At 54.5% G+C, this 20,143-nt stretch carries 20 protein-coding genes; 2 read left to right on the top strand and 18 right to left on the bottom strand.

All coding sequences use genetic code 11. From position 1 onward, the window contains the following. The first annotated feature begins 170 nt into the window (after window positions 1-170). Window positions 171-266, top strand: a complete 96-nt coding sequence (prli42, locus tag PRECH8_RS00530) for a stressosome-associated protein Prli42 (protein ID WP_200965097.1) — start codon at window positions 171-173, stop codon at window positions 264-266. 649 nt (window positions 267-915) lie between these two features. Here the strand turns inward: prli42 and PRECH8_RS00525 are convergent. From PRECH8_RS00525 to lpdA, 4 genes are all read right to left on the bottom strand, one after another. Continuing rightward, window positions 916-2,160 carry a dihydrolipoamide acetyltransferase family protein gene (locus PRECH8_RS00525; protein ID WP_200965251.1) on the bottom strand — a complete coding sequence of 415 codons (1,245 nt, stop codon included), beginning with the start codon at window positions 2,158-2,160 and terminating at the stop codon, window positions 916-918. A gap of 311 nt (window positions 2,161-2,471) precedes the next feature. Next, window positions 2,472-3,458, bottom strand: a complete 987-nt coding sequence (locus PRECH8_RS00520; RefSeq protein ID WP_200965095.1) for an alpha-ketoacid dehydrogenase subunit beta — start codon at window positions 3,456-3,458, stop codon at window positions 2,472-2,474. Next, a complete protein-coding gene (locus PRECH8_RS00515; RefSeq protein WP_200965094.1) occupies window positions 3,458-4,480 on the bottom strand; it encodes a thiamine pyrophosphate-dependent dehydrogenase E1 component subunit alpha in 1,023 nt (340 codons plus the stop codon). Before PRECH8_RS00515 ends, PRECH8_RS00520 begins: the two co-directional genes overlap by 1 nt. 152 nt (window positions 4,481-4,632) lie before the next feature. Further along, a complete protein-coding gene (lpdA, locus tag PRECH8_RS00510) occupies window positions 4,633-6,057 on the bottom strand; it encodes a dihydrolipoyl dehydrogenase (protein ID WP_200965093.1) in 1,425 nt (474 codons plus the stop codon). A gap of 279 nt (window positions 6,058-6,336) precedes the next feature. On the opposite strand from lpdA, the gene PRECH8_RS00505 reads away from it, so the two are divergent. Further along, window positions 6,337-6,618 carry a DUF2627 domain-containing protein gene (locus tag PRECH8_RS00505; RefSeq protein WP_200965092.1) on the top strand — a complete coding sequence of 94 codons (282 nt, stop codon included), beginning with the start codon at window positions 6,337-6,339 and terminating at the stop codon, window positions 6,616-6,618. A 41-nt stretch (window positions 6,619-6,659) separates the two neighbouring features. On the opposite strand, the gene PRECH8_RS00500 is transcribed toward PRECH8_RS00505, so the two are convergent. From PRECH8_RS00500 to PRECH8_RS00435, 14 genes are all read right to left on the bottom strand, one after another. Next, on the bottom strand, window positions 6,660-7,517 hold the full coding sequence (locus PRECH8_RS00500; RefSeq protein ID WP_200965091.1) for a hypothetical protein: 858 nt from the start codon (window positions 7,515-7,517) through the stop codon (window positions 6,660-6,662). Beyond that, window positions 7,514-8,215 (bottom strand): glycosyltransferase family 2 protein, encoded by a 702-nt coding sequence (locus tag PRECH8_RS00495; protein ID WP_200965090.1) that lies wholly within the window; start codon window positions 8,213-8,215, stop codon window positions 7,514-7,516. The genes PRECH8_RS00500 and PRECH8_RS00495 overlap by 4 nt, the downstream gene beginning before the upstream one ends. Next, entirely contained in the window at window positions 8,166-8,780 is a 615-nt protein-coding gene (locus tag PRECH8_RS00490) for a copper transporter (protein WP_200965089.1), read from the bottom strand. The genes PRECH8_RS00495 and PRECH8_RS00490 overlap by 50 nt, the downstream gene beginning before the upstream one ends. A gap of 110 nt (window positions 8,781-8,890) precedes the next feature. Beyond that, entirely contained in the window at window positions 8,891-10,030 is a 1,140-nt protein-coding gene (gene steA / locus PRECH8_RS00485; protein WP_200965088.1) for a putative cytokinetic ring protein SteA, read from the bottom strand. Window positions 10,031-10,271: 241 nt separating this feature from the next. Further along, on the bottom strand, window positions 10,272-10,694 hold the full coding sequence (locus tag PRECH8_RS00480) for a cupredoxin domain-containing protein (RefSeq protein ID WP_200965087.1): 423 nt from the start codon (window positions 10,692-10,694) through the stop codon (window positions 10,272-10,274). 129 nt (window positions 10,695-10,823) lie between these two features. Beyond that, window positions 10,824-11,045, bottom strand: a complete 222-nt coding sequence (locus PRECH8_RS00475; protein WP_200965086.1) for a DUF2905 domain-containing protein — start codon at window positions 11,043-11,045, stop codon at window positions 10,824-10,826. 246 nt (window positions 11,046-11,291) lie between these two features. Beyond that, on the bottom strand, window positions 11,292-12,086 hold the full coding sequence (gene spo0A, locus PRECH8_RS00470; protein ID WP_200965085.1) for a sporulation transcription factor Spo0A: 795 nt from the start codon (window positions 12,084-12,086) through the stop codon (window positions 11,292-11,294). Window positions 12,087-12,361: 275 nt separating this feature from the next. After that, window positions 12,362-13,678, bottom strand: a complete 1,317-nt coding sequence (gene spoIVB, locus PRECH8_RS00465) for a SpoIVB peptidase (RefSeq protein WP_200965084.1) — start codon at window positions 13,676-13,678, stop codon at window positions 12,362-12,364. Between the two features lie 187 nt (window positions 13,679-13,865). Continuing rightward, entirely contained in the window at window positions 13,866-15,584 is a 1,719-nt protein-coding gene (gene recN / locus PRECH8_RS00460) for a DNA repair protein RecN (RefSeq protein WP_200965083.1), read from the bottom strand. A gap of 12 nt (window positions 15,585-15,596) precedes the next feature. Beyond that, window positions 15,597-16,046 (bottom strand): transcriptional regulator AhrC/ArgR, encoded by a 450-nt coding sequence (gene ahrC / locus PRECH8_RS00455; RefSeq protein WP_200965082.1) that lies wholly within the window; start codon window positions 16,044-16,046, stop codon window positions 15,597-15,599. A 10-nt stretch (window positions 16,047-16,056) separates the two neighbouring features. Next, window positions 16,057-16,509, bottom strand: a complete 453-nt coding sequence (locus PRECH8_RS00450) for a hypothetical protein (protein ID WP_200965081.1) — start codon at window positions 16,507-16,509, stop codon at window positions 16,057-16,059. Window positions 16,510-16,609: 100 nt separating this feature from the next. After that, window positions 16,610-17,434, bottom strand: a complete 825-nt coding sequence (locus PRECH8_RS00445) for a TlyA family RNA methyltransferase (RefSeq protein WP_200965080.1) — start codon at window positions 17,432-17,434, stop codon at window positions 16,610-16,612. 36 nt (window positions 17,435-17,470) lie between these two features. Next, window positions 17,471-19,381, bottom strand: coding sequence for a 1-deoxy-D-xylulose-5-phosphate synthase (gene dxs / locus PRECH8_RS00440; protein ID WP_200965079.1), 1,911 nt, complete (start codon window positions 19,379-19,381; stop codon window positions 17,471-17,473). After that, complete coding sequence (locus PRECH8_RS00435; protein ID WP_308808394.1) at window positions 19,353-19,766, bottom strand: hypothetical protein; 414 nt, start codon at window positions 19,764-19,766, stop codon at window positions 19,353-19,355. The genes dxs and PRECH8_RS00435 overlap by 29 nt, the downstream gene beginning before the upstream one ends. Between the last annotated feature and the right edge of the window lie 377 nt (window positions 19,767-20,143).

Below are 20,143 nucleotides of genomic sequence, written 5' to 3'. Positions count from 1 at the left end.
AATGATTAATTTTTAAGGAACCGTAACATGCTTACTTTCTCTGGCTGCTGATCTGAGATACAATTATGTATGATTCGGACCTGCTATACACAGCGCGCCATCCTATGTTACATATTAACTGTTCATAACTCCATTATAAATGTTGTTTCTGCAAAGAGGTGATTCACCAAATGAAGAAAAAGTGGATCTATAAAACAGTCATCTATATCATGATCCTGTCCATGTTGTTGTCCACCTTGATCTTCACCATCGACGCACTCATATAGCTCCAGCCCCCAGCATGATCTCCCTCAGCTCACGCGATCAGTATCAGGTGATCAGCAGCATGATGCGATCCGCACAAGCTAATCAGCATACTGTGATCAGCAGCATGATGCGACTATGCACATCTTATTACAGTATATACATATCCGATTCATGATAACAAACGCTGCGTCGTAAACAACTGCAGGGGTGTCGCAAAGTTCAGTATTCACTAGCTTTGGACGCCCCTTTGTTTGATCGCCCCTTTATGTATGCATATGAACATGCAGACGTGCAGATCCAGTGCTTGAGACGGCAGGTGAATGATTCGACAGGCGAGTGGTACGGTAGATAAGTGGGTGGGGCAGGTAAGTTTTGTGGTAGGCAGGCGAGTATGGCAGGGTGTGGTAGGGGATGCTAGGCGCGTGAGACAACAGAAATAATCGTTTCGCTTGCGTATGATGTGAATCGATGTGTGAGACAACATATATTGTCGATTCAGGGTGCAAGGAGGCGGAATTGGCGTGCGAATCAACAGTTCATGTTGACTCAGCGCTCAGAGTACGGATCACGTGCACATCGCGTGCGAATCAGATCAGCAGAATTCGTACGAAAAGGGGCCGTCCAGCAGTCATCGCCGACTAACTGGACAGCCCCGTCCTGTTTCTATCGCTAATACAACTGCGTATCCGGCCCGAAGGACTCCAGATTCTCCTTCACCCGCTGCAGGAAGCGCCCGCAGACGACCCCGTCCAGGATGCGGTGATCCAGTGACAAGCATAGATTCACCATCGAGCGGACGGCGATCATATCATTGATCACCACCGGCCGCTTCACGATCGACTCGAAGGTGAAGTTCGCTGCTTGCGGATAATTGATGATCGGATAAGACAGGATCGATCCGAAGGACCCCGTATTGTTCACCGTGAATGTCCCGCCCGTCGCTTCCTCGGGAGACAACCTGCCTTCCCTCGCCTTCCGCGTAAGCTCATCGATCTCGATGGCCAAACCGGCGATCGTCTTCTGATCCGCATTGCGAATGACTGGTACATAGACCGCGTCTTCCGTACCGACAGCAAGGGAGATGTTGATGTCCTTCTTAATGATGATCTTATCGACCGCCCACACCGAGTTCATGATCGGGTATTCCTTGATCGCATTGACAACGGCTTTGAGCACGAAGGCCAGATAAGTGAGGTTTACACCCTCCTTGCGTTTGAACTCATCCTTCAGCTTATTGCGGAGCATGACCAGATTCGTCACATCAGCTTCGATCATCGTCCATGCATGCGGAATCTCCGACACACTCTGCCGCATCTTCGCAGCGATCGCAGAGCGGACATGATTCACATCGAGAATATATTCGCGGTCGCTCGCGATCTTCGCCTCAGCGACAACCTGGGGCTGCGGTTCTGCCGGCTGCTTCAGATGCAGGCCCGTCGAACGAACAGACACCTGCGGCGGCGATTCGATCGCCCGCATAACATCGCGGCGGGTGATGCGCCCGCCGATCCCCGTTCCTTCGATGAGATCCAGATCGATGCCGTGTTCATCTGCCAGTCGGCGGACAACCGGGGAGATGCGGCTGCGCATCAGCGCATCATTGCGGGAAGCTGCAGCAGCCGGCTGCTGACCGGCGCTCGACAAGCCGGCGGGACGATCCCCGCCGCTTCCTGTGCTGTCTCCAGCGCCCGTATCCTCCACTTCAATCGTGCAGATGACAGTGCCGACTGGAACCGTTTTGCCCTCTTCAACATAGATCTCATGGACTTTACCCGTCGTTGTGCTTGGCAGTTCTGCCGTGACTTTCTCAGAGATGATCTCACAGATGGGTTCATACTCCTGAATGGGATCACCAGGCTTCTTCAGCCATTTGCCGATCGTCGCTTCGACGATGCTCTCTGCAAACTGCGGCATCGCGATCTCAAGCAGTTTGGTGATTCTATCGGACAACTGCACCGACTCCTTTACACTTACGGTAATTCATGTGCGATAACCCATGTTCGGATGTTCATGTTTCCGGTGCATGACTTTGGGCTATCACACAATACTCGTTATTCGTTCATATGCATTCATGATATACGTACAAGTGCCTCATCATCACTCTTCATATGCTTGCCATGTCATTCGTAATGTGCTTATCATCGCTCGTCATATGCTCACCAACGATCCATTCATATCATCACTCGTCATTTACTTTTCATCACTTGTCTTATCAACGCTTATCATCAATACAGCGCTAGTTCTTTCATCGCTGTTTTCAGTTTGTCCTTATTCAGCATATAGAACTTCTCCAGCGGCGGGCTGAAAGGCATCGCCGGCACATCATAGCCGCAGAGACGTCGGATCGGCGCGTCAAGATCATATAATAGTTCCTCTGCGATGATCGCCGCTATCTCGCCGCCGACTCCCCCCGTCTTGTTCGCTTCGTGGGCGATCAGTACCTTGCCCGTCTTAGCAGCAGCGGCTAAGATCGCTTCTCGATCGAGGGGTTGAATCGTCCTGAGATCCAGGATATGGGCTTCGATGCCGTCCTCCTCCGCCAACTCCTCCGCAGCTTGCAGCGCAAAATGCAGCGTTAATCCGTAAGTGATCACCGTAAGATCAGAACCTTCCCGCTTGATATCGGCCTTGCCGATCGGCACGATATAATCCTCCTCCGGCACCTCGCCCTCGATCAGCTGGTAACATTTCTTGTGCTCAAAATAAATGACGGGATCCTCATCGCGAATGGCTGCTTTCAACAAACCCTTGGCATCATAAGGCGTAGCCGGCGCAACGATCTTCAGTCCCGGCGTGCCGAAGAAGATGGATTCCGGGCACTGGGAATGGTACAATCCGCCGAAGATGCCTCCGCCGAAGGGCGCGCGGATGACCACCGGGCAGTTCCAATCATTGTTGGAACGATAGCGGATCCTCGCCGCCTCGCTGATGATCTGGTTCGTTGCCGGCAGCATGAAATCCGCATACTGCATCTCGGCAATCGGCCGCATCCCGTACATCGCCGCACCGATCGCAACGCCGGCGATCGCCGACTCCGCCAGCGGTGTATCCATCACCCGCAGTTCACCGAACTTCTCTTGCAGGCCGCGGGTTGCACCGAACACACCGCCTTTCACTCCCACATCCTCCCCCATGATGAAAACCTGATCATCGCGTTCCATCTCTTCGCGGATCGCTTCCGTAATCGCTTGTAGATAGGTTAGAACGACCATCAATGCTCCTCCTCCGCATACACATGCTTAAGCGTATCTTCCGGTGCCGGATAGGGGGCGCGATCGGCGTACTCAATCGCATCTTTGAGCGTTGCATCGATCTCATCCAGCAGCTTCTTATCCTCTTCTTCCGACCAGATGCCGCAATCGATCAGATACTGTTTGAACTTCGGCAAGCCATCGAGTTCTCTGTGGTGCTCTACTTCTTCCTTCGATCGGTATACCAGATCGTTGTCCGAGGTGGAGTGCGGAGTCAAGCGATACATCACCGCTTCGATCAGGGTAGGACCTTCACCGCGAAGCGCGCGTTCTCTGGCCTCCTTCACTACGCGATATACCTCAAGCGGATCCCGGCCGTCAACACGGATGCCCGGCATGCCATAACCAATGGCACGATCGGCGATCCGTGCCGTTCCCACTTGTTTGTGATAGGGAACAGAGATAGCGTATTGGTTATTCTGGCACATGAAGATGACCGGCAGCTTCTGAACCGCGGCAAAATTCAACCCTTCATGGAAATCACCTTGATTGCTGGATCCTTCACCGAAGGTGACGAAGGATACGAACTCCTGCCGATTCATCTTCGCTGCAAGGGCGAAACCGACGGCATGCGGCACCTGGGTAGTAACAGGACTGGAGCCCGTTACGATCTTCAGCCGTTTATGGCCGAAGTGTGCCGGCATTTGCCGCCCGCCGCTGTTCGGATCTTCGGCTTTGGCGAAGGATTGGAGCATCAGCTCCCGCACCGTCATGCCGAAGGCGAGTACGAGCGTATAATCTCGATAATACGGCAGAAGATAGTCCACGCCCGGCTTCAGGGCGAAAGCTGCCCCGGCCTGCGCTGTCTCCTGGCCTATCCCCGAGATATGGAAGTTGGTCTTCCCTGCCCTTTGCAGCAAGATTCCTCGTTCATCAAATTTGCGAGCTGTCAACATCGTCCGATACATCTCAATCGCCTGTTCATCCGACAAACCCAACAGCTGGTGTCTGGGCCGCTGGTCGACCGATGGTTGTCCCGTCATAGCTCAACCTCCTGACAAGTAATCATCAGCGTGCTAACACAGCTGATCTATCATCTAACTAACGATAAGAGCAATCTATATAAACTAAAACGATATTCACAACAAAAACATATCAACTGCTCGTTCAGCCGCTTGTTCGTTCAGCCGCTCGCTTACAGATTCAAGGACAAGCCGTCAACAGCAAGCATCGCTTCGCCGATGGCTTCGGACAACGATGGATGGGGATGCACCGCTTGCCCCACCTCCCAAGGCGTCGCATCCAGAAGCTGGGCCAAGGCCGCTTCCGAGATCAGATCCGTCACATGGGTGCCAAACAGATGAACGCCCAGGATATCGTTGGTCTGCTGATCGGCGACCACTTTAACGAAGCCGTCGCGGTCTCCAAGGATCAAGGCTTTGCCCAAGGCGGAGAAGGGGAACTTGCCAACCTTCACCTCATAACCCTGCTCGCGCGCCCTCTGCTCAGTCAAGCCGACGGAAGCCGCTTCAGCGCGGGTATAGATGCATCTGGGCACAAGCTGCGGCCGGAAGGGCTCCGGCGATCGGCCCGCCAGATGCTCTGCCGCGATAACGCCCTGCTTCGCTGCAGCATGAGCCAACAGAAGCTGCCCGTTCACATCGCCTACGGCATAGATATGGCTCTCCGTTGTCTGCATGAATTCATTGACGCGAATCCCGCCGTCCATAAGCCGCACATCCGTGTTGTCGATACCGATGTCCTCAACATTCGCTTGCCGGCCGACGGCGACGAGCAGCTTGTCCGCCGTTAGCTCGAGCTTCTGCCCATCCTGTACCGCTGCGATCCGCACGCCGTTCTCCATCACTTCCGACTGTATGGGATCCACACGGCACTTTGTCAAGATCTTGATGCCGCGGCCGCTCAGATGGCGGGCCAGCGCCTGCGAGATCTCTGCATCCTCCGCCGGCACGAGGCGATCCTCTGCCTCGATGATCGTCACCTCGACGCCAAAATCTTGCAGCAGTGAAGCCCATTCAACGCCGATCACGCCGCCGCCCAAGATGATCATCGATCGCGGCAGTTCAGTCATATCGAACGCCTCATCGCTCGTAAGCACCCGTCGGCCGTCCGGCTCCAATCCAGGAAGCGTGCGCGGCCGGGAGCCCGTGGCGATGATCAGATGTTTCGGCAGCAGGGTCTCCACTTCCCCATTGGGATGTTCCAGGGCCACAGCGCCGCTCCGCGGGCTGAAGATCGAAGGGCCGTTGATCCGGCCATGTCCCTGGACCACTTCGATGCGATGCTTGCGCATCAAATATTGCAGCCCTTGGTACAGCTGATCAACGACCTGATCCTTGCGTTCCATCACCCGGCGCAAGTCCAGCGTGATCCCCTGCGCATGGATGCCGAAGTCCTCGCTCCTGCGCACCGTATCCAGCACTTCTGCGCTTCTTAGCAGCGATTTGCTGGGGATGCAGCCGCGGTGCAGGCAAGTTCCGCCAAGCTTGTCCCGCTCGATCAGCACAACCTTCAACCCGAGCTGCGATGCCCGGATCGCAGCGGTATACCCGCCGATCCCGCCGCCGAGCACCGCAACGTCGATTTCCCGTGTTTCCATAGCTTTTCCTCCGTCCCGCCTACTCTATGTTACATTCTATTAAGATTGCCTCTTCCTTATGTATTAGATATAATTCTTTCAAGCTGCAGGGTATGCATGGCTGCAACTGCATGTATGCAGCTCCAGCCAGCGGCAGGGTGCAAACACAAGCAGGTCATCCATCTTCCGTTCTATTTTCTGGTTCGTCACCCTGACTCTATTCATTTTAACCCTATTGATGAGCAGAATATAGTATAATTACGTTTTTTATAAAAATTAGTACGAAAGAAGGGCATCGATATGAACAAACTCGTATGGCAGCGCCTGATCGCCGTGCTCATCCTCGTCATTCCGGGGTTCATCGCCACTTGGGGATTTAAAACGATCCGTGATGTTTTGTTCAATTATACCGCAGATGCGGGCAATGAGGAAATCATCGCCAGACTCGATTGGCCGATGCTGCTTCTGGGGATCGCTGCCTTCTTCGGCGGCGTCGCCTTTGTCGCCGGCTGGGTGTTCTATCGCGACCGCAAACGCAACTATGTTGCGCCAAGGTTTAAAGCAAAACCGAAAAAAAAATAACCGCGCAGAACGCGCGCGAAGAATCGCGAAGAGCTGCAGAGCTATTCCCTGCCCAATCGATCCAGCCAGTTTAGAAGCGGTGTGCGTTCGATCAGCTGCGTCAGCGAATACCGCTCTGCAAGCAAGGCCAAACCCGTCAGCCAGATCACAGCCATGAGCTGATAGAACCACGGCCAATGGAAGGCGATCACACTGCCAAGCGTGAACCCCAGCATATTCGCCCCCGTATCCCCGAGCATCCCTTCCCCTCTTAGATCTACCGGCAGCAGCACCAACGCACCGGCAACAACGGGGGCAAGCAGTGCAAAGGAATCCAGCGGTGCGATTGAGAGCAAAGTGACGCTCAGCGTACCGAGCAAGAACACCTTGATCGCGCGTCCAGGCCTAAGGTCGAAGAGATTCAGCGCATGGGTATACAAGATCATGACAAGGAAGGGCAGAAGCCCCAAGCCGCCCCCCTGCCACAAACCCGTTTCCACAACCAGCCAGGCGGAGATGAGGGACGTGCCCAGGGCTTTGAGCAATCCGGTGGTTGCTCGGCCTTGTCTCAGCCACAGCCGCAGATGTCCCCTCAGCCCCTTGATCCGACGGTCGCCGATCAGATCATCGGTCCACCCGAGGATGAACACGATGGTCAACGCTAAGAAGAAACACTTATAATATTCGCTCAGCACCACTTGTGCGAAAGAACGCGTCTCAATCGTCCATAGGCTGGACAACAGCAGAGCGATCAAACTTGTCAGCCAGATCAGCACGCCGACGGAAGAGGGGATGCGCTGGTTCCGATAATTGTTCTCCGTTACTCCATGATCAGTCAGGAAACTTAGAATCACTCCCCGAATGAAAGCTGCTGTGATCATCAGAAGGACAGTATAGCTGATCAGCACCCACTCATTCATATCGGCTGCCTCCATTTCTGCAGCAGCGTTCTGCCGACGGCCAGGAATTGCCGCCCGCGATGGACAAAGCCGGACCAATCCCGCCCCGTCTCGCGATGGCGGAACGGAACCTCCACTTCCAAAAGCCGATACCCCTTTCGCAGCGCATCGATCGTAAGTCCCACCTCGATGCCGAACCCCCGCGGCAAACCGCCGATATCCTCAAGCACTTCCCGCCGCATCGCCCGCTGGCCTGAGAGCGGCGCTTCGCAACGGAAACCGCTCAGGCAATAGATGCCGCGAACCGCCAGCCCCTTAACCAGGCCGAACCCGCCCTTGCGGCGGGCCGGCGGGAGCTTGGCAATCGTCATATCCGCAGCATCTCGCAGGACGGGACTCACAAGATGCAGCGCATAGGACGCTGTCTCTCCCAGATCCGCGTCGAGGAACAGGAGGATCTCCCCCTTCGCTTCCCGCCAGCCCGTCTCAAGAGCGGCTCCCTTGCCCCGTCTGCGGGCATGACGGAGGACCCGATCGGCATAGGGCTCTGCTCTGCGCCAAGTATCATCCTCGCTGCCGTCATCGACGACGATGATCTCTGCCAGCCGCTTGCCGCTGGTCTCATCGGCGCGGCGAAGATGATACAGCGTGGTGCCGATGCGTTCTGCTTCATTCCATGCCGGGATGATCGCTGAGATAACGGGATTGTGCCGCTGCATAGGCCTCCTCCTCAACCAGTTGTTTCATATAGAGCATGAATTCCACGATCTTGTTGGGATCTGTTAGCTGCGCTGCATGTTCCGTCGCGTCGATCAACTGCGGGCTCCCCTCCGCCGAACCTGCAAATGCTTGCAGCAGCTGCTCCTCAATCAGCTGTTTGACTGCAGGGTCCGTCACCAGGACATAATCCGGCTGCCTTTCCCCGAGCTTCAGAGCGGGGCGGATCTCTTCCGTGATCTGCTTCTCCACCCATTCGACGCCGGCAGCATTCAGCACCATCACCAGCAAGTCCTCATGCGGATGGGGCGTGCGATACCACCACACGAGTTTGCTCTGGCTGGCCGGGGATACCGTCTTAAGAAACAACTCCAGGGAACCGAGCTGCTTTTTCATCGCTTGGTTCTCCGCCAGCATCATCTCATAGCGGTTTGTCAGCATCTCGACGATGCTGTTCTCGGCCTGTACAGCCCACTTCTGCCCCAGGGTGCCGCCGATGACGATGCCGACACCGAGGGATAAGAAGATGGCGATGATCGTCGCGATATGATAACGTGCCGATAACACCGGCGTCACTCCTTTCCACTCACATCCCAATCGGCGAATCACATCGATATCCCTGCCTGCGGCAGCTCAGTCCTTATCAGGCGATCGCTCTCACATGCGTATACGGCCGATCAGATCGAGCCCAGGGAGAGTTTGACATACAGCCAGATCACATCGATCATATGCCTTACTCCCGGATGGACGAAGCTCAACATCAACACGGGGAACAAGGCCGCCGCCGGGATGTACCAGAGACGGCGAAGCTTATAGGGCCGGCTGTACAGCTTGCTGACCCCCTTCGCATCGATTAATTTGCCGCCGATCTTCATCCTGACCAGCATCGTGCTGGCCATCCCCTTGCGTCCCTTCTCCAGAAAATCAATCATATGCGTATGCGTGCCAAGGGTGACGATGAGCTCCGCTTGCTGCTCATAGGCAAGCAGCATCGCGATATCCTCACTCGTCCCGGGAGCTCTGATCACGCTTGCCTCCAGTTCGAGCTCTTGGATGCGTGCCATCCCCGGAGCCGTGCCGTCGGGGAAGGCGTGAACGATGAGCTCCGCACCGGAGCGGAGCGCCCGATCGGTGATGCTGTCCATATCGCCGAAGATGAGATCGGGCCTCAGGCCGCAATCGAGCAGGGCATCCGCTCCGCCGTCTACGCCGATCAGCACCGGCTTGTAATCCTCGATATAATCTCGGATCGCATATAGATCATCGCGATATCCCTTGCCCCTTACGACTACGACAGCATGACGACCGCTGATCGGCGTGCGGATCGGCGGCAATTGCAGCGGCCGGATGAAGAACTCCTTCTCGCGGTCCGCATAGCGCAATGTGTTTTCGATGAAGGCGCCCAGCTGACGGCTGACATTCTGCATCGCCAGCTTCGTACCCGCTTCCCAGGCTTCCTCGGTAAACGGCTTGCAGGGGATCTTGCGACCATCCTCCAGCATCACATGCTCATCCGTGATCATCACAGCCATGCCGTCCCGGAACTTAGTGAAGTCCTCTGCGGCGATCTCGACGATCGGGATGCCGCTTAAGAGCAGCCGTTTCGGACCCTCCAAGGGATAAGTGCCGTTCATCGTTCTTGCCGCATTGATCACGGCTTTGACCTTAGCAGCGATCAGTCCGTCCGCCGCCACCTCATCCAGATTCTCATGCGAAAGGACGACGATCGATCGCGGAGCGAGTTTGGGGATCAGCTGCTTCGTCTTGCGCCCGACACGGACCCTGCCCTTGACTGTCCTTTTCCCTTTTCGCTGCATAGCAGCAGTGCCTCCGATGTTTTGCATAATCCTGGTAACCATATGTATTAGTATGGGATGCTTTGGCTGAATCTATACGATATGCCTATTCGAGGGGCACTTCTGCCTAAAACAAAAAAGACCACTCCCCGAACGTTCCCGGCGGTCAGCTGACAAGCAGCTGCCCTGGGCACTCGTTCTTCGAGGAATGGTCTTCCTTCAGTCTTCCTTCATCACTTATGTCATGTCAGAAGTGGTCTCATTAAGCGGCTTGCTCATTGGTCTCGGCAGCATCGCCGTCCTCCAGAGGCTCTTCCACGATTAACTTGGCCACCATGTCAGCGTGACCCGTGCCGCACATCACGCTGCATAGGAGCATATATTCACCCGGCTCTTCGAAGACAACTTCCTGCGAAGGATTATCCTTCAGCAGATTGATATCCGTCCCCTGCACCATCACTCCGTGCGTCCCTTGTCGATTGATCATCGTTAAGATCACAGGCTCGCCTGCTCTTACTCTGTATTCGTCTTTGTCAAATTTGAAGTTCGTCAGGATGAATTGAATCTCGTTGTCCTTCGCTTCTGGAATCACCTCTTCGCCGCTGGAAGGCGGAGCGAAGATGAGCACGGATAATCCTAGAATCGATGCAGCGATGAATAGAATGAACATTGCCCATTTATGCATATTGCATCCAATCCCCCTCAAAACTCAAGACTGGAACCAGTCTCTGTAGTCAACCTTTTATAATGATACAAAAAATCAACCCATTATGCGACATAAACATAGGCGAAATGGTGAATGTTTTATGACATTTTATTTGCCGAAGAAGCGAAACAGCCACATCACCAGCGATAGAAGAATACTGATGACGATACAAGATACGATGGGGAAGTAAAATTTCACATTTTCCTTCTCCACAACGATATCGCCCGGCAATCGGCCAAAGGGGATGAAACGCGCACCAAAATGCCAGAGCAAACCAACGGCGATCAAGATGATCCCCGCGATGACGAGCAGTTTAGGGAGCGGCTGCAACGCATCCACCTCCTGTATACATGTTGTTGGAGCAAGCGCGACCCCTGCCTAAATAATCATAATTGGTGAAGCAGCAGAAGTCCAATGACCTGATACGCTTAGGGACGAGGAAAAAAACACCACTTCTTATTGTCATCATAACCAATAAGAAGTGGTGCTTATGTCTATGAAGTTGTTAGCGATGATGAAGTGGCGTGACAAGTTCATCTAGCTCCTATGGTCGTAGCGTTGTTCTTCCTGTTCCTTTCACGAAACCTTATGCTCCAGACGCAGCTTATCTGCCACCATCGCGATGAACTCGCTGTTGGTCGGCTTAGACTTCGAGATGTTCACCGTATACCCGAAGAGATGGCTGATGCTGTCGATATTGCCGCGCGTCCATGCGACCTCGATTGCGTGCCGGATCGCCCGTTCTACACGGCTTGGTGTGGTTTTGTATTTCTGAGCGATCGCCGGATACAAGGTCTTCGTAATCGCGCCGAGAATCTCAATGTTGTTGTAGACCATCGTGATCGCTTCACGCAGATATTGGTATCCTTTGATATGGGCAGGAACGCCGATCTCATGGATGATCGAAGTGATGTTGGAATCCAGATTCTTCGACTTGTTCAGCGGCACGACGGACGACGGCTTAACGGACGAAGCTGCCGAAGAGGTGGAGCCCCCTGCGACCAACTGACGGATGCGGTTCGTCAACACATCCATATCAAAGGGCTTCAGTATGTAGTAAGATGCGCCTAGTTGGACCGCTTTTTGCGTGATATTCTCCTGCCCGAATGCAGTCAGCATGATGATCTTCGGGCATGGCTGGATGTTTCGCTCCTTCAGCTGCTCAAGCACCCCCAGACCATCCAGATGAGGCATGATGATGTCGAGGATCAGCACGTCCGGCTGTACACCGTCTTCGAGCAGGCGAAGCACTTCATCACCATTGAAGGCGATGCCCACGACTTCCATATCCTCCTGCTCGGATATAAATTCGGATAACAAGCTGGTGAATTCTCGGTTGTCATCGGCTAACAAAACTTTAATCGTCTGCAACTTCATTTTCCTCCCCACACTTTTGTGTTCGTCCTCATAATTTTTCGACATCCGCTGTAAAAATCCTCCTGTCGAAAAAAAATTTCCTTTATTTTTTTCTGAATTACGTTTATAATAATAATTTATTTTAATTTCGATATTTTATGATAAAAATGGTTTTTTTTCGACAAGGACACGCAGGTCCCAGCGCAGCATTTCGACGCCGCACAGCATGAGCAGCAGACGGTTAAACCATAAAGGTGCTCCAATACGGGAAAACCGGCGACCTGTTCAGGTCATCCGGCGCGCTGATGTTCTTGTTTGTTCAAGCGGATGCCCGCATCCTGCAGCATCCACTCGATGAAGCACCCATACCCTGAGGTCGGATCGTTGACGAAGACATGGGTGATCGCCCCGACAAGTTTGCCGTCTTGGATAATAGGACTGCCGCTCATCCCCTGCACGATGCCGCCCGTAGCTTCGATCAAGCGCGGATCCTTAACTTTGATCACCATGCCTTTGGTCTGCGGAACGGACTGCTTCGTCACATGGACGATCTCAATATCGAATTGCTCCACTTTCTGACCGTTCAGCACCGTTAAGATCTTCGCCGGACCTTCCTTCACTTCTTCTGCGAAGGCAACGGGAATGGCCTTAGTATATATGCCGAACTCAGGATTTTCGTTCATCTTGCCGAATATGCCGAATTCCGTATTCTTCTGAATCGTGCCGAGCACTTTGCCATTCTCAAAAAAATTCGCCCGTTTCTCTCCCGGTTCGCCGTTTTGGCTTTTGCTGATGCTGGTGACATGGGTGTGCACGATCTCTCCGCTGCCGACGGCAATCGGTGTCTGCGTGTCCATATCGGTGATCACGTGACCCAAGGCACCGTATACGCCGTAATCGGGCGCATAGAAGGTCAGTGTGCCGACTCCGGCGGCGGAATCACGGATATACAAGCCGAGTCGATAGGACTTCTCCACGCTGTCGAGGACCGGCATCAGTTCTCGCTCGATCGTTTCATTGCCCCTCTTGATCGTCAGGCGCAAGGATTCACCGCGCTTGCCTGCCTCTGCGGTCAGCTTCGCAACCATCGCGATATCCGTAAGCTGCTTGCCGTTGATGCTGATGATCCGGTCGCCGACGCGGACATCCGCCTCTTCCCCCGGGGATACCCGCTGGGAATCCTTCATCGTTAACTTATGATGACCGACCACGAGCACACCCTCCGACTTCATCTTCACACCGATCGTCTGCCCCCCCGGGATCACCTTCAGCTCTGGAACCACATGCACTTGGAAAGTCTTCAGCGGGATCTTGCCGAATAACTTCACCTGTACCTGTGTATCCCCGGCTGCAGCTGATTGCAGGGAGAAGGGATGGTTGAGATCAAGTTCAAAGGACTGACGAGCCTGACCATTCACCTGGACGATCTCTGGATGTTCGACGATTACCTGTGCGGATACCGGAAGGGAGAAGTTCACCTGTTTGTCCTGACCGGAGAAAATTCGGAACTCATTAGGAAGCGATGCAAAGGTTTGAAAAGGGGTGGATAAACTAAAGGCACAGATCATCATGACGAGTATTAATCCTATCCATTGGCGCAATCTCATGGACTTCAGGACCCCCACGCTCCTTTCTGAATTGGATGCCGAGTTGAAGGCGTGAGCCGTTTGGGCGTACCTATAAGTTATCCCTGCCCCTTTGCTTTTATAACTGAAAATGATGCCACAGTTCCTAATGAATCCAGCGCTGACCGACCGGCTTAAGAGGTTTGTGCCCCGCTTCCAATGGCTTGATTTAGCCGCGTTCGCGGCGTTTTTGTTCGGCTAAGGCCAGCATCTCACCTGCGTGCTGTTTCGTCGCCTCGGTGATCTCCACGCCTCCCATCAGCCGGGCGGTTTCAAGGATCCGCCCTTCCTTGGCCAGCCGCTCGACCAGCGTATAGGTGCGGCCGTCCTGCATCTCCTTCGAGATCGCATAGTGCACATCCGCCATGCTGGCCACCTGCGGCAGGTGGGTAACGGCGAAGACTTGACAGGAACGGGCAAGCTCCGCCAGCTTCTCCGCAATGGCTTGCGCCGCCCGTCCGCTGACGCCCGTGTCAACTTCGTCAAAGACGAGAACGGGAACCTGGTCGATACGCGCGAAGATCGTCTTCAAGGCGAGCATGATGCGCGACAGTTCTCCCCCTGAAGCGATCTTGGCAAGGGATCTCAGCGGTTCACCGGGATTGGGCGAGATGAGAAACTCCGCCGTATCCCAGCCTTGGCGCGTAAATCCGAGATCCTCCCCGTCCTTCCCCCGCTCCGCGCGGCGAAGTGCAACATGGAACCGCGTATGGGCCATGTGGAGGTCCTTCAGCTGCCCTTCGATCTCGGCTGCCAGACGGTCCCCTGCCGCTCTTCTCGCTTCGCTCAAGCGCTGCGCCGCTTCCATCAATTGCGGACGCACCCTCTCGATCGTCTGCCGCAGCTCCTCGATCCGTTCATCCTTGTTCTCCATCTGTTCGATCTGCACCCGGATCGATGCCGCATAATCCAAAATCTCCTCGATCGCAGAGCCGTACTTGCGCTTCAGTTGATGTATAAGATCCAGCCTGGCTTCGATCTCATCGAGCCGCGCGGGGTTGAACTCGATGGCATCGCGGTAATTCCTCGTCTGATACGCCGCATCTTCCAATTGATAATACGCATTTTGGATCTGCTCCAGCAGTGGGCCCAGCTTCTCCGGATCCAGCTTGGCGATCTCCTCCAGTTTGCTCATCGCTGCGGATAAGCTGTCCAGGGCCTTGCCGCTGCCGTACAGAGCTTCATAGGCATCCGCTGCGGATTGCATGAACTTCTCGGCATTGGCTAGTTTTCGCCTTTCGCTCTCCAATGATTCGTCTTCACCGGCTTTAAGATTGGCTGCCTCGATCTCCTCCAGCTGGAAGCGGTACAGATCCAGCATCTGCAGGGATTGACGATTCGTCTGCTCGAGCTCCTTCAGTTCCTTCACCGCCGCTTGGTACGTCTCATACAGCTGAACGTAGGCGCTGCGGAGAGGGGCGATCGCCGCTTCATCATACATGTCCAGCCATTCCAGATGGCGCTCGGTCTTCAGCAAGGACTGGTGCTCATGCTGCCCGTGGATATTCACCAGCCATTCGCCGACTTCCCTCAGCATCGAAAGATTCACCATCTGTCCGTTGATGCGGCTGCTGCTCTTCCCCTGGGCAGTGATCTCCCTGCGGATGATCAGCGGTTCATGCCGCTCAGCTTCGATCCCTAGGCGTTCTAAGGTTTCCCACACGGGATGCGCTTCATCCAGTTCGAACATACCCTCGATCTCTGCCTTCGCTGCCCCATGGCGGATCCAATCCGCCGAACCACGTCCGCCGACCAGCAGGGTTAAGGCATCGATGATCATCGATTTGCCGGCACCGGTCTCTCCAGTCAGCACATGGAAGCCGCGTTCGAAACTCACCCGCACCTCTTCGATCACCGCCAGATTGCGTATCGAAAGCTCCGTGATCATACCCTCACCCCATTATGCGATCATGTTCGTGATTCGCTGCACAACCTGTTCTCCTAGTTCATCCGAGCGGCAGATCATCAAGATCGTATCGTCTCCGCAGATCGTACCGATGAGCTCCGGCCAATCCATCTGATCGAGCAGCACGCCTACGGCGTTGGCCGTGCCGGGCAGGCATTTCATCACCACGAGATTGTTTGCCCGCTCAATATGGACGTAATGATCCATCAGGGCCCGACGCAGTCGCTGCGAAGCCGAGAATTTCTGCTCCGGAGGCAGCGCGTACCGGTACTCTCCGTTCTCATCCGGTACTTTGATGAGCTGCAATTCTTTGATATCGCGGGATACCGTCGCCTGGGTTACTTGAAAACCGGCTTCACGCAGCCGTTCCACCAGCTCTTCCTGAGTCTGAATATTATGCTCCGCGATCATCTCTTTGATCTTAAAATGCCTCTGTAGTTTCATAAATCCTCCTTTAATCAATATGAAATATGATCCGATGGATTCGGTTCAGCTCGGGTTCCAGATAAAGGACCCCGTCGATGCCGTCGTAGATCAAGGCATAGGGCAGGAAATAATCCCGCACGCCGCTGCCTGTCCAATCCACCGGCCTGCGCCGTCGTGCTGTCTTCACCGCATAGAGTTCGTCATCCTTACGCACAAAATAATCCACCCATAAGCTGCTGGCCAGCGTCTCATCATCGACCTCGATCTTGAGCTTGATCTTCCGCTTGCCGCTGATGATCTCATATCCGGCGGCTTCAAGCATGGCCGTCTCTTCGCCGGCTTCCGGCAGCGGGATCTCCTCATGCTCGAAGGGCAAAGTAATCCGGTCAGGCATATACAGCCATCTGTACAAATGATAAAGCGCCCAGCCTGCGATCACCAGGATAATCAATATACTGACATACAGGTCCACGGACTCCATGCGATCACCTCACCGATATGTATTCGCGGTGAGGTGGTAGATTCCTTTGACCCCAAAAGGAAAAAAATCGGGGCCCCCGCCACCGCGTCTCCCCGATTGATTATGTGAATGTATATGCGGCTTCTTCTACAACTTGTTCGATGACGGCAAGCCGATCCAAGATGCGATCCGGCACCGGCTCTTGCGCTAACCGCCAATAGGCGAGAAATTCGATATTCCCCTCTCCCCCCGTAATGGGAGAGAAGGACAGTCCGCTGAGCTGCAGACCAAGCTCATCGGCAGCTGCCAGCACCGTCTCCAGCACTTCACGATGTACGGCAGGATCCCGAACGATGCCGTTCTTGCCGACTTTCTCACGGCCCGCTTCAAATTGCGGTTTGATCAGCGCCACGATCTGTGCGGGCTGCGTGAGCAGCGGGATGAGTGGAGGAAGGATTAATCTTAACGAGATGAAAGATACATCGATCGAGGCCAGATTCGGCTTCGGCCCCGTCAGATCCTCCGGCTTGATATAACGGAAGTTCGTTCGCTCCATGACGGTTACCCGCTGATCCCGGCGCAGGGACCAATCGAGCTGGTTATATCCGACATCGATCGCATAGACATGACTTGCGCCGTGTTGCAGAGCGCAATCGGTAAAACCGCCCGTGGATGCACCGATATCCAGCATCACGGCTCCTGTGACATCGATGTTGAAGGTCCGCAGGGCTTTCTCGAGTTTCAGGCCGCCCCTTGATACATAGGGGTGAACCTCCCCTTTGACCGTGATCTTGGCATCGCGCTTGATCTTCATCCCAGGTTTATCAACGGGCTGATCATCGGCCAGCACCAATCCGGCCATGATCGCCGCCTTCGCCTTCTCACGCGAGGGGAAATAGCCCTGTTCTACCAGTAGTACATCGGCTCGTTCCTTAGCTGTTGTCATAATGATCTCCTAATTGTATATATCGCATATCTGCAATTAATCCGCGGCAGCACGGATCGAAACATCCTTGAGCTTGCGCGGCTTCATAAGCGAGCGCACCTCATCGATCAAGCGCTCTACGGTCAGTCCGACCTCTTGCCGCTGCTCGCCGATGCTTCCGTGTTCCACGAACACATCCGGCACGCCCATAAGACGAACCATCGGCATGTCGGCGCCGGCCAGCGCGTAGTGTTCCAAGACGGCACTGCCCAGTCCGCCCATGACGGCGCCCTCTTCAATCACGACCAGCGGCAGCCCCTCTGCCGCCAGTTCATCCAGCATCTTCGCATCGAGGGGTTTAATGAACCGCGCATTGATCACCCGTACATCCACACGTTCCGCTTGCAGCCTGCTTGCTGCCTCTTCTGCGAGGCTCACCATCGGGCCGATCGCCAGGATCGCCGCATCCTTGCCCGGACGAACCTCTTCCCATGTACCGATCGGGATCGGCACGAGCTCTGCATCCAGTTTAACGCCCATGGCACTCATCCGCGGATAGCGGAAGGCGATCGGTCCGTCCTCATATTCAACCGCAGTCTTCACCATATGACGGAGTTCATTCTCATCCTTCGGCATCATCAAGACCATGTTCGGGATATGCCGGATATAAGCGATATCGTATACCCCCTGGTGCGTCTCTCCATCGGCACCGACGAATCCCGCGCGATCGATGGCGAAGATAACGTTGAGATTCTGCCGGGCGATATCATGCAGCAGTTGATCATATCCGCGCTGCAGGAAGGTCGAATACACTCCGAACACCGGTTTCATGCCGCCGTCAGCCAGCGCGCCGCACATCGTCGTCGCATGCTGTTCTGCGATGCCGACATCGATCAGGCGGTCCGGGAATCGTTTGCCGAACTTATCAAGAGCGGTGCCCGGTGCCATCGCTGCTGTCACTGCCACGATCCGCGGATCCTTCTCTGCCAGCTGTGTCAAGGTCTCTGCGAAGATCTCAGAGTAAGAAGGTTTGTCCGAGCCCGGGAGGCGCTCTCCCGATTCAATCTTATAAGGGGTGATCCCATGCCATGTCATCGCATCGGCTTCTGCCGGCTTATAGCCTTTCCCCTTAATCGTGATCACGTGGATGAGGGCCGGCCCATCCACGTGATCGGCTTGCTGCAGCGTTTCCAGAAGCAAGGGGATGTTATGCCCGTCGATCGGGCCAAAATACGTATATCCCAGCTCTTCAAAAAGCACGCCCGATACGAGCAGATATTTGATGCTGTCCTTTAACTTCTCCAGCGTCTTGGCAAGGGTCCCGCCGATGGCCGGGATTTTCTTCAGCAGCTGCTCGACCTCTTCCTTCGCCTTGCGGTAGTGCTTGCCCGAGCGGATCTTCGCCAGATAATTGTGCAGCGCTCCGACGTTCTCCGAGATCGACATCTCGTTGTCGTTTAAGATGACCATCAGCTTCTTCTGCTCATGACCGATATGATTGAGCGCTTCTAAGGCCATCCCGCCGGTCAACGCTCCGTCGCCGATGACGGCTGCGATGCGGTGGTCCTGCCCCAGATAATCGCGGGCCAGCGCCATGCCCATGGCGGCGGATAAGGAAGTGCTGCTGTGCCCCGCTTCCCAAACATCGTGTTCGCTCTCCGAACGCTTGATATATCCGCACAGCCCTTTGTACTTCTTCAGCGTATCGAAGCGATCCTTCCTCCCGGTTAAGATCTTATGTACATAAGATTGGTGACCGACATCGAAGATGATCTTGTCGCGGGGGCTGTTCAGATAATAATGCAGGGCAATCGTCAGCTCAACCACTCCCAGGTTGGGGGCGAGGTGACCGCCCGTGACGGAAAGTTTCTCGATCAGAAAGGTGCGGATCTCTGCAGCCAGCTCATCCAGCTGTTCGACCGCCAAGGCCTTCAGATCCTCAGGTTGGTTGATTCGTTCGAGCAGCATGCTTCTTACCCCGCTTTCCTGACTTCTTTGCTCTCTTGCCCGTGAAGACGCGTATCTTTAATCTGCGCTCCATGAAATAAAAAAATCTCCCCATGAGCAGGATGATCTTCGTCGACTGCGTGATCGCGAAGTTCTTGCCCAGCGCTTTGCCGCCAACCGTCAGTGCAGACACAAGAGCGGCGAAGGCAACGTTTACAATCGTACTAGTCATATTGCTCTGGACTTGCAGGGTTTGGAGCAATTCCAACACCACAAAGGTGACTGCGGTACCGCTGACGATCCCGGAGATATCACCGATAACGTCATTGCAGAAATTGGATACGCGGTCGGCATTGCGCAGGATGTAGATCGCTTGCCGCGCTCCGGGCACGCGCTCCGCAGCCATCGCATGGAAGGGTTTCTCTTCGCCGGCAGTGGCAGCAATTCCGATGATATCAAAAAAAAATGCCGATCATGACAAGAAGAAGCACGACCAGCATTCCGAGTGCCCAGTTCAACCCATTGAGCAGCGTATTAGAAGCCACAGAGAACATAACCGCTAGAACAAAGGTTAACGTCGTTATAAAAACCGTCCAGCGTATAATCACTTTAAATGAAGACTTCATCCTAAACTCCTTATCAAATCATCAATCAGCGATGATCAAATTCAATGGAGTGGCAGTTCCCTGAGTAAATACTGTGGCTTAGGTCCAGTAGGTTTTCCCAGGTGAAAACCTCCGCGTCGCCGCGAAGGGGGTTTCCCTATTACTGTCACCTTGATGG

This window comes from Insulibacter thermoxylanivorax (genome assembly GCF_015472005.1).
GTDB classification, from domain to species: Bacteria; Bacillota; Bacilli; order Paenibacillales; family DA-C8; genus Insulibacter; species Insulibacter thermoxylanivorax.
This window is presented reverse-complemented; position numbering and strand designations above follow the sequence as displayed.

Coding starts and splice junctions, on each gene's coding strand:
- prli42 (WP_200965097.1), top strand. CDS start 171: ATGAAGAAAAAGTGGATCTATAAAACAGTCATCTATATCATGATCCTG.
- PRECH8_RS00525 (WP_200965251.1), bottom strand. CDS start 2,160: ATGCCGCAGTTTGCAGAGAGCATCGTCGAAGCGACGATCGGCAAATGG.
- PRECH8_RS00520 (WP_200965095.1), bottom strand. CDS start 3,458: ATGGTCGTTCTAACCTATCTACAAGCGATTACGGAAGCGATCCGCGAA.
- PRECH8_RS00515 (WP_200965094.1), bottom strand. CDS start 4,480: ATGACGGGACAACCATCGGTCGACCAGCGGCCCAGACACCAGCTGTTG.
- lpdA (WP_200965093.1), bottom strand. CDS start 6,057: ATGGAAACACGGGAAATCGACGTTGCGGTGCTCGGCGGCGGGATCGGC.
- PRECH8_RS00505 (WP_200965092.1), top strand. CDS start 6,337: ATGAACAAACTCGTATGGCAGCGCCTGATCGCCGTGCTCATCCTCGTC.
- PRECH8_RS00500 (WP_200965091.1), bottom strand. CDS start 7,517: ATGAATGAGTGGGTGCTGATCAGCTATACTGTCCTTCTGATGATCACA.
- PRECH8_RS00495 (WP_200965090.1), bottom strand. CDS start 8,215: ATGCAGCGGCACAATCCCGTTATCTCAGCGATCATCCCGGCATGGAAT.
- steA (WP_200965088.1), bottom strand. CDS start 10,030: ATGCAGCGAAAAGGGAAAAGGACAGTCAAGGGCAGGGTCCGTGTCGGG.
- PRECH8_RS00480 (WP_200965087.1), bottom strand. CDS start 10,694: ATGCATAAATGGGCAATGTTCATTCTATTCATCGCTGCATCGATTCTA.
- spoIVB (WP_200965084.1), bottom strand. CDS start 13,678: ATGAGATTGCGCCAATGGATAGGATTAATACTCGTCATGATGATCTGT.
- recN (WP_200965083.1), bottom strand. CDS start 15,584: ATGATCACGGAGCTTTCGATACGCAATCTGGCGGTGATCGAAGAGGTG.
- ahrC (WP_200965082.1), bottom strand. CDS start 16,046: ATGAAACTACAGAGGCATTTTAAGATCAAAGAGATGATCGCGGAGCAT.
- PRECH8_RS00450 (WP_200965081.1), bottom strand. CDS start 16,509: ATGGAGTCCGTGGACCTGTATGTCAGTATATTGATTATCCTGGTGATC.
- PRECH8_RS00445 (WP_200965080.1), bottom strand. CDS start 17,434: ATGACAACAGCTAAGGAACGAGCCGATGTACTACTGGTAGAACAGGGC.
- dxs (WP_200965079.1), bottom strand. CDS start 19,381: ATGCTGCTCGAACGAATCAACCAACCTGAGGATCTGAAGGCCTTGGCG.
- PRECH8_RS00435 (WP_308808394.1), bottom strand. CDS start 19,766: ATGGCTGCGGAGCGCGTGCCCGGAGCGCGGCAAGCGATCTACATCCTG.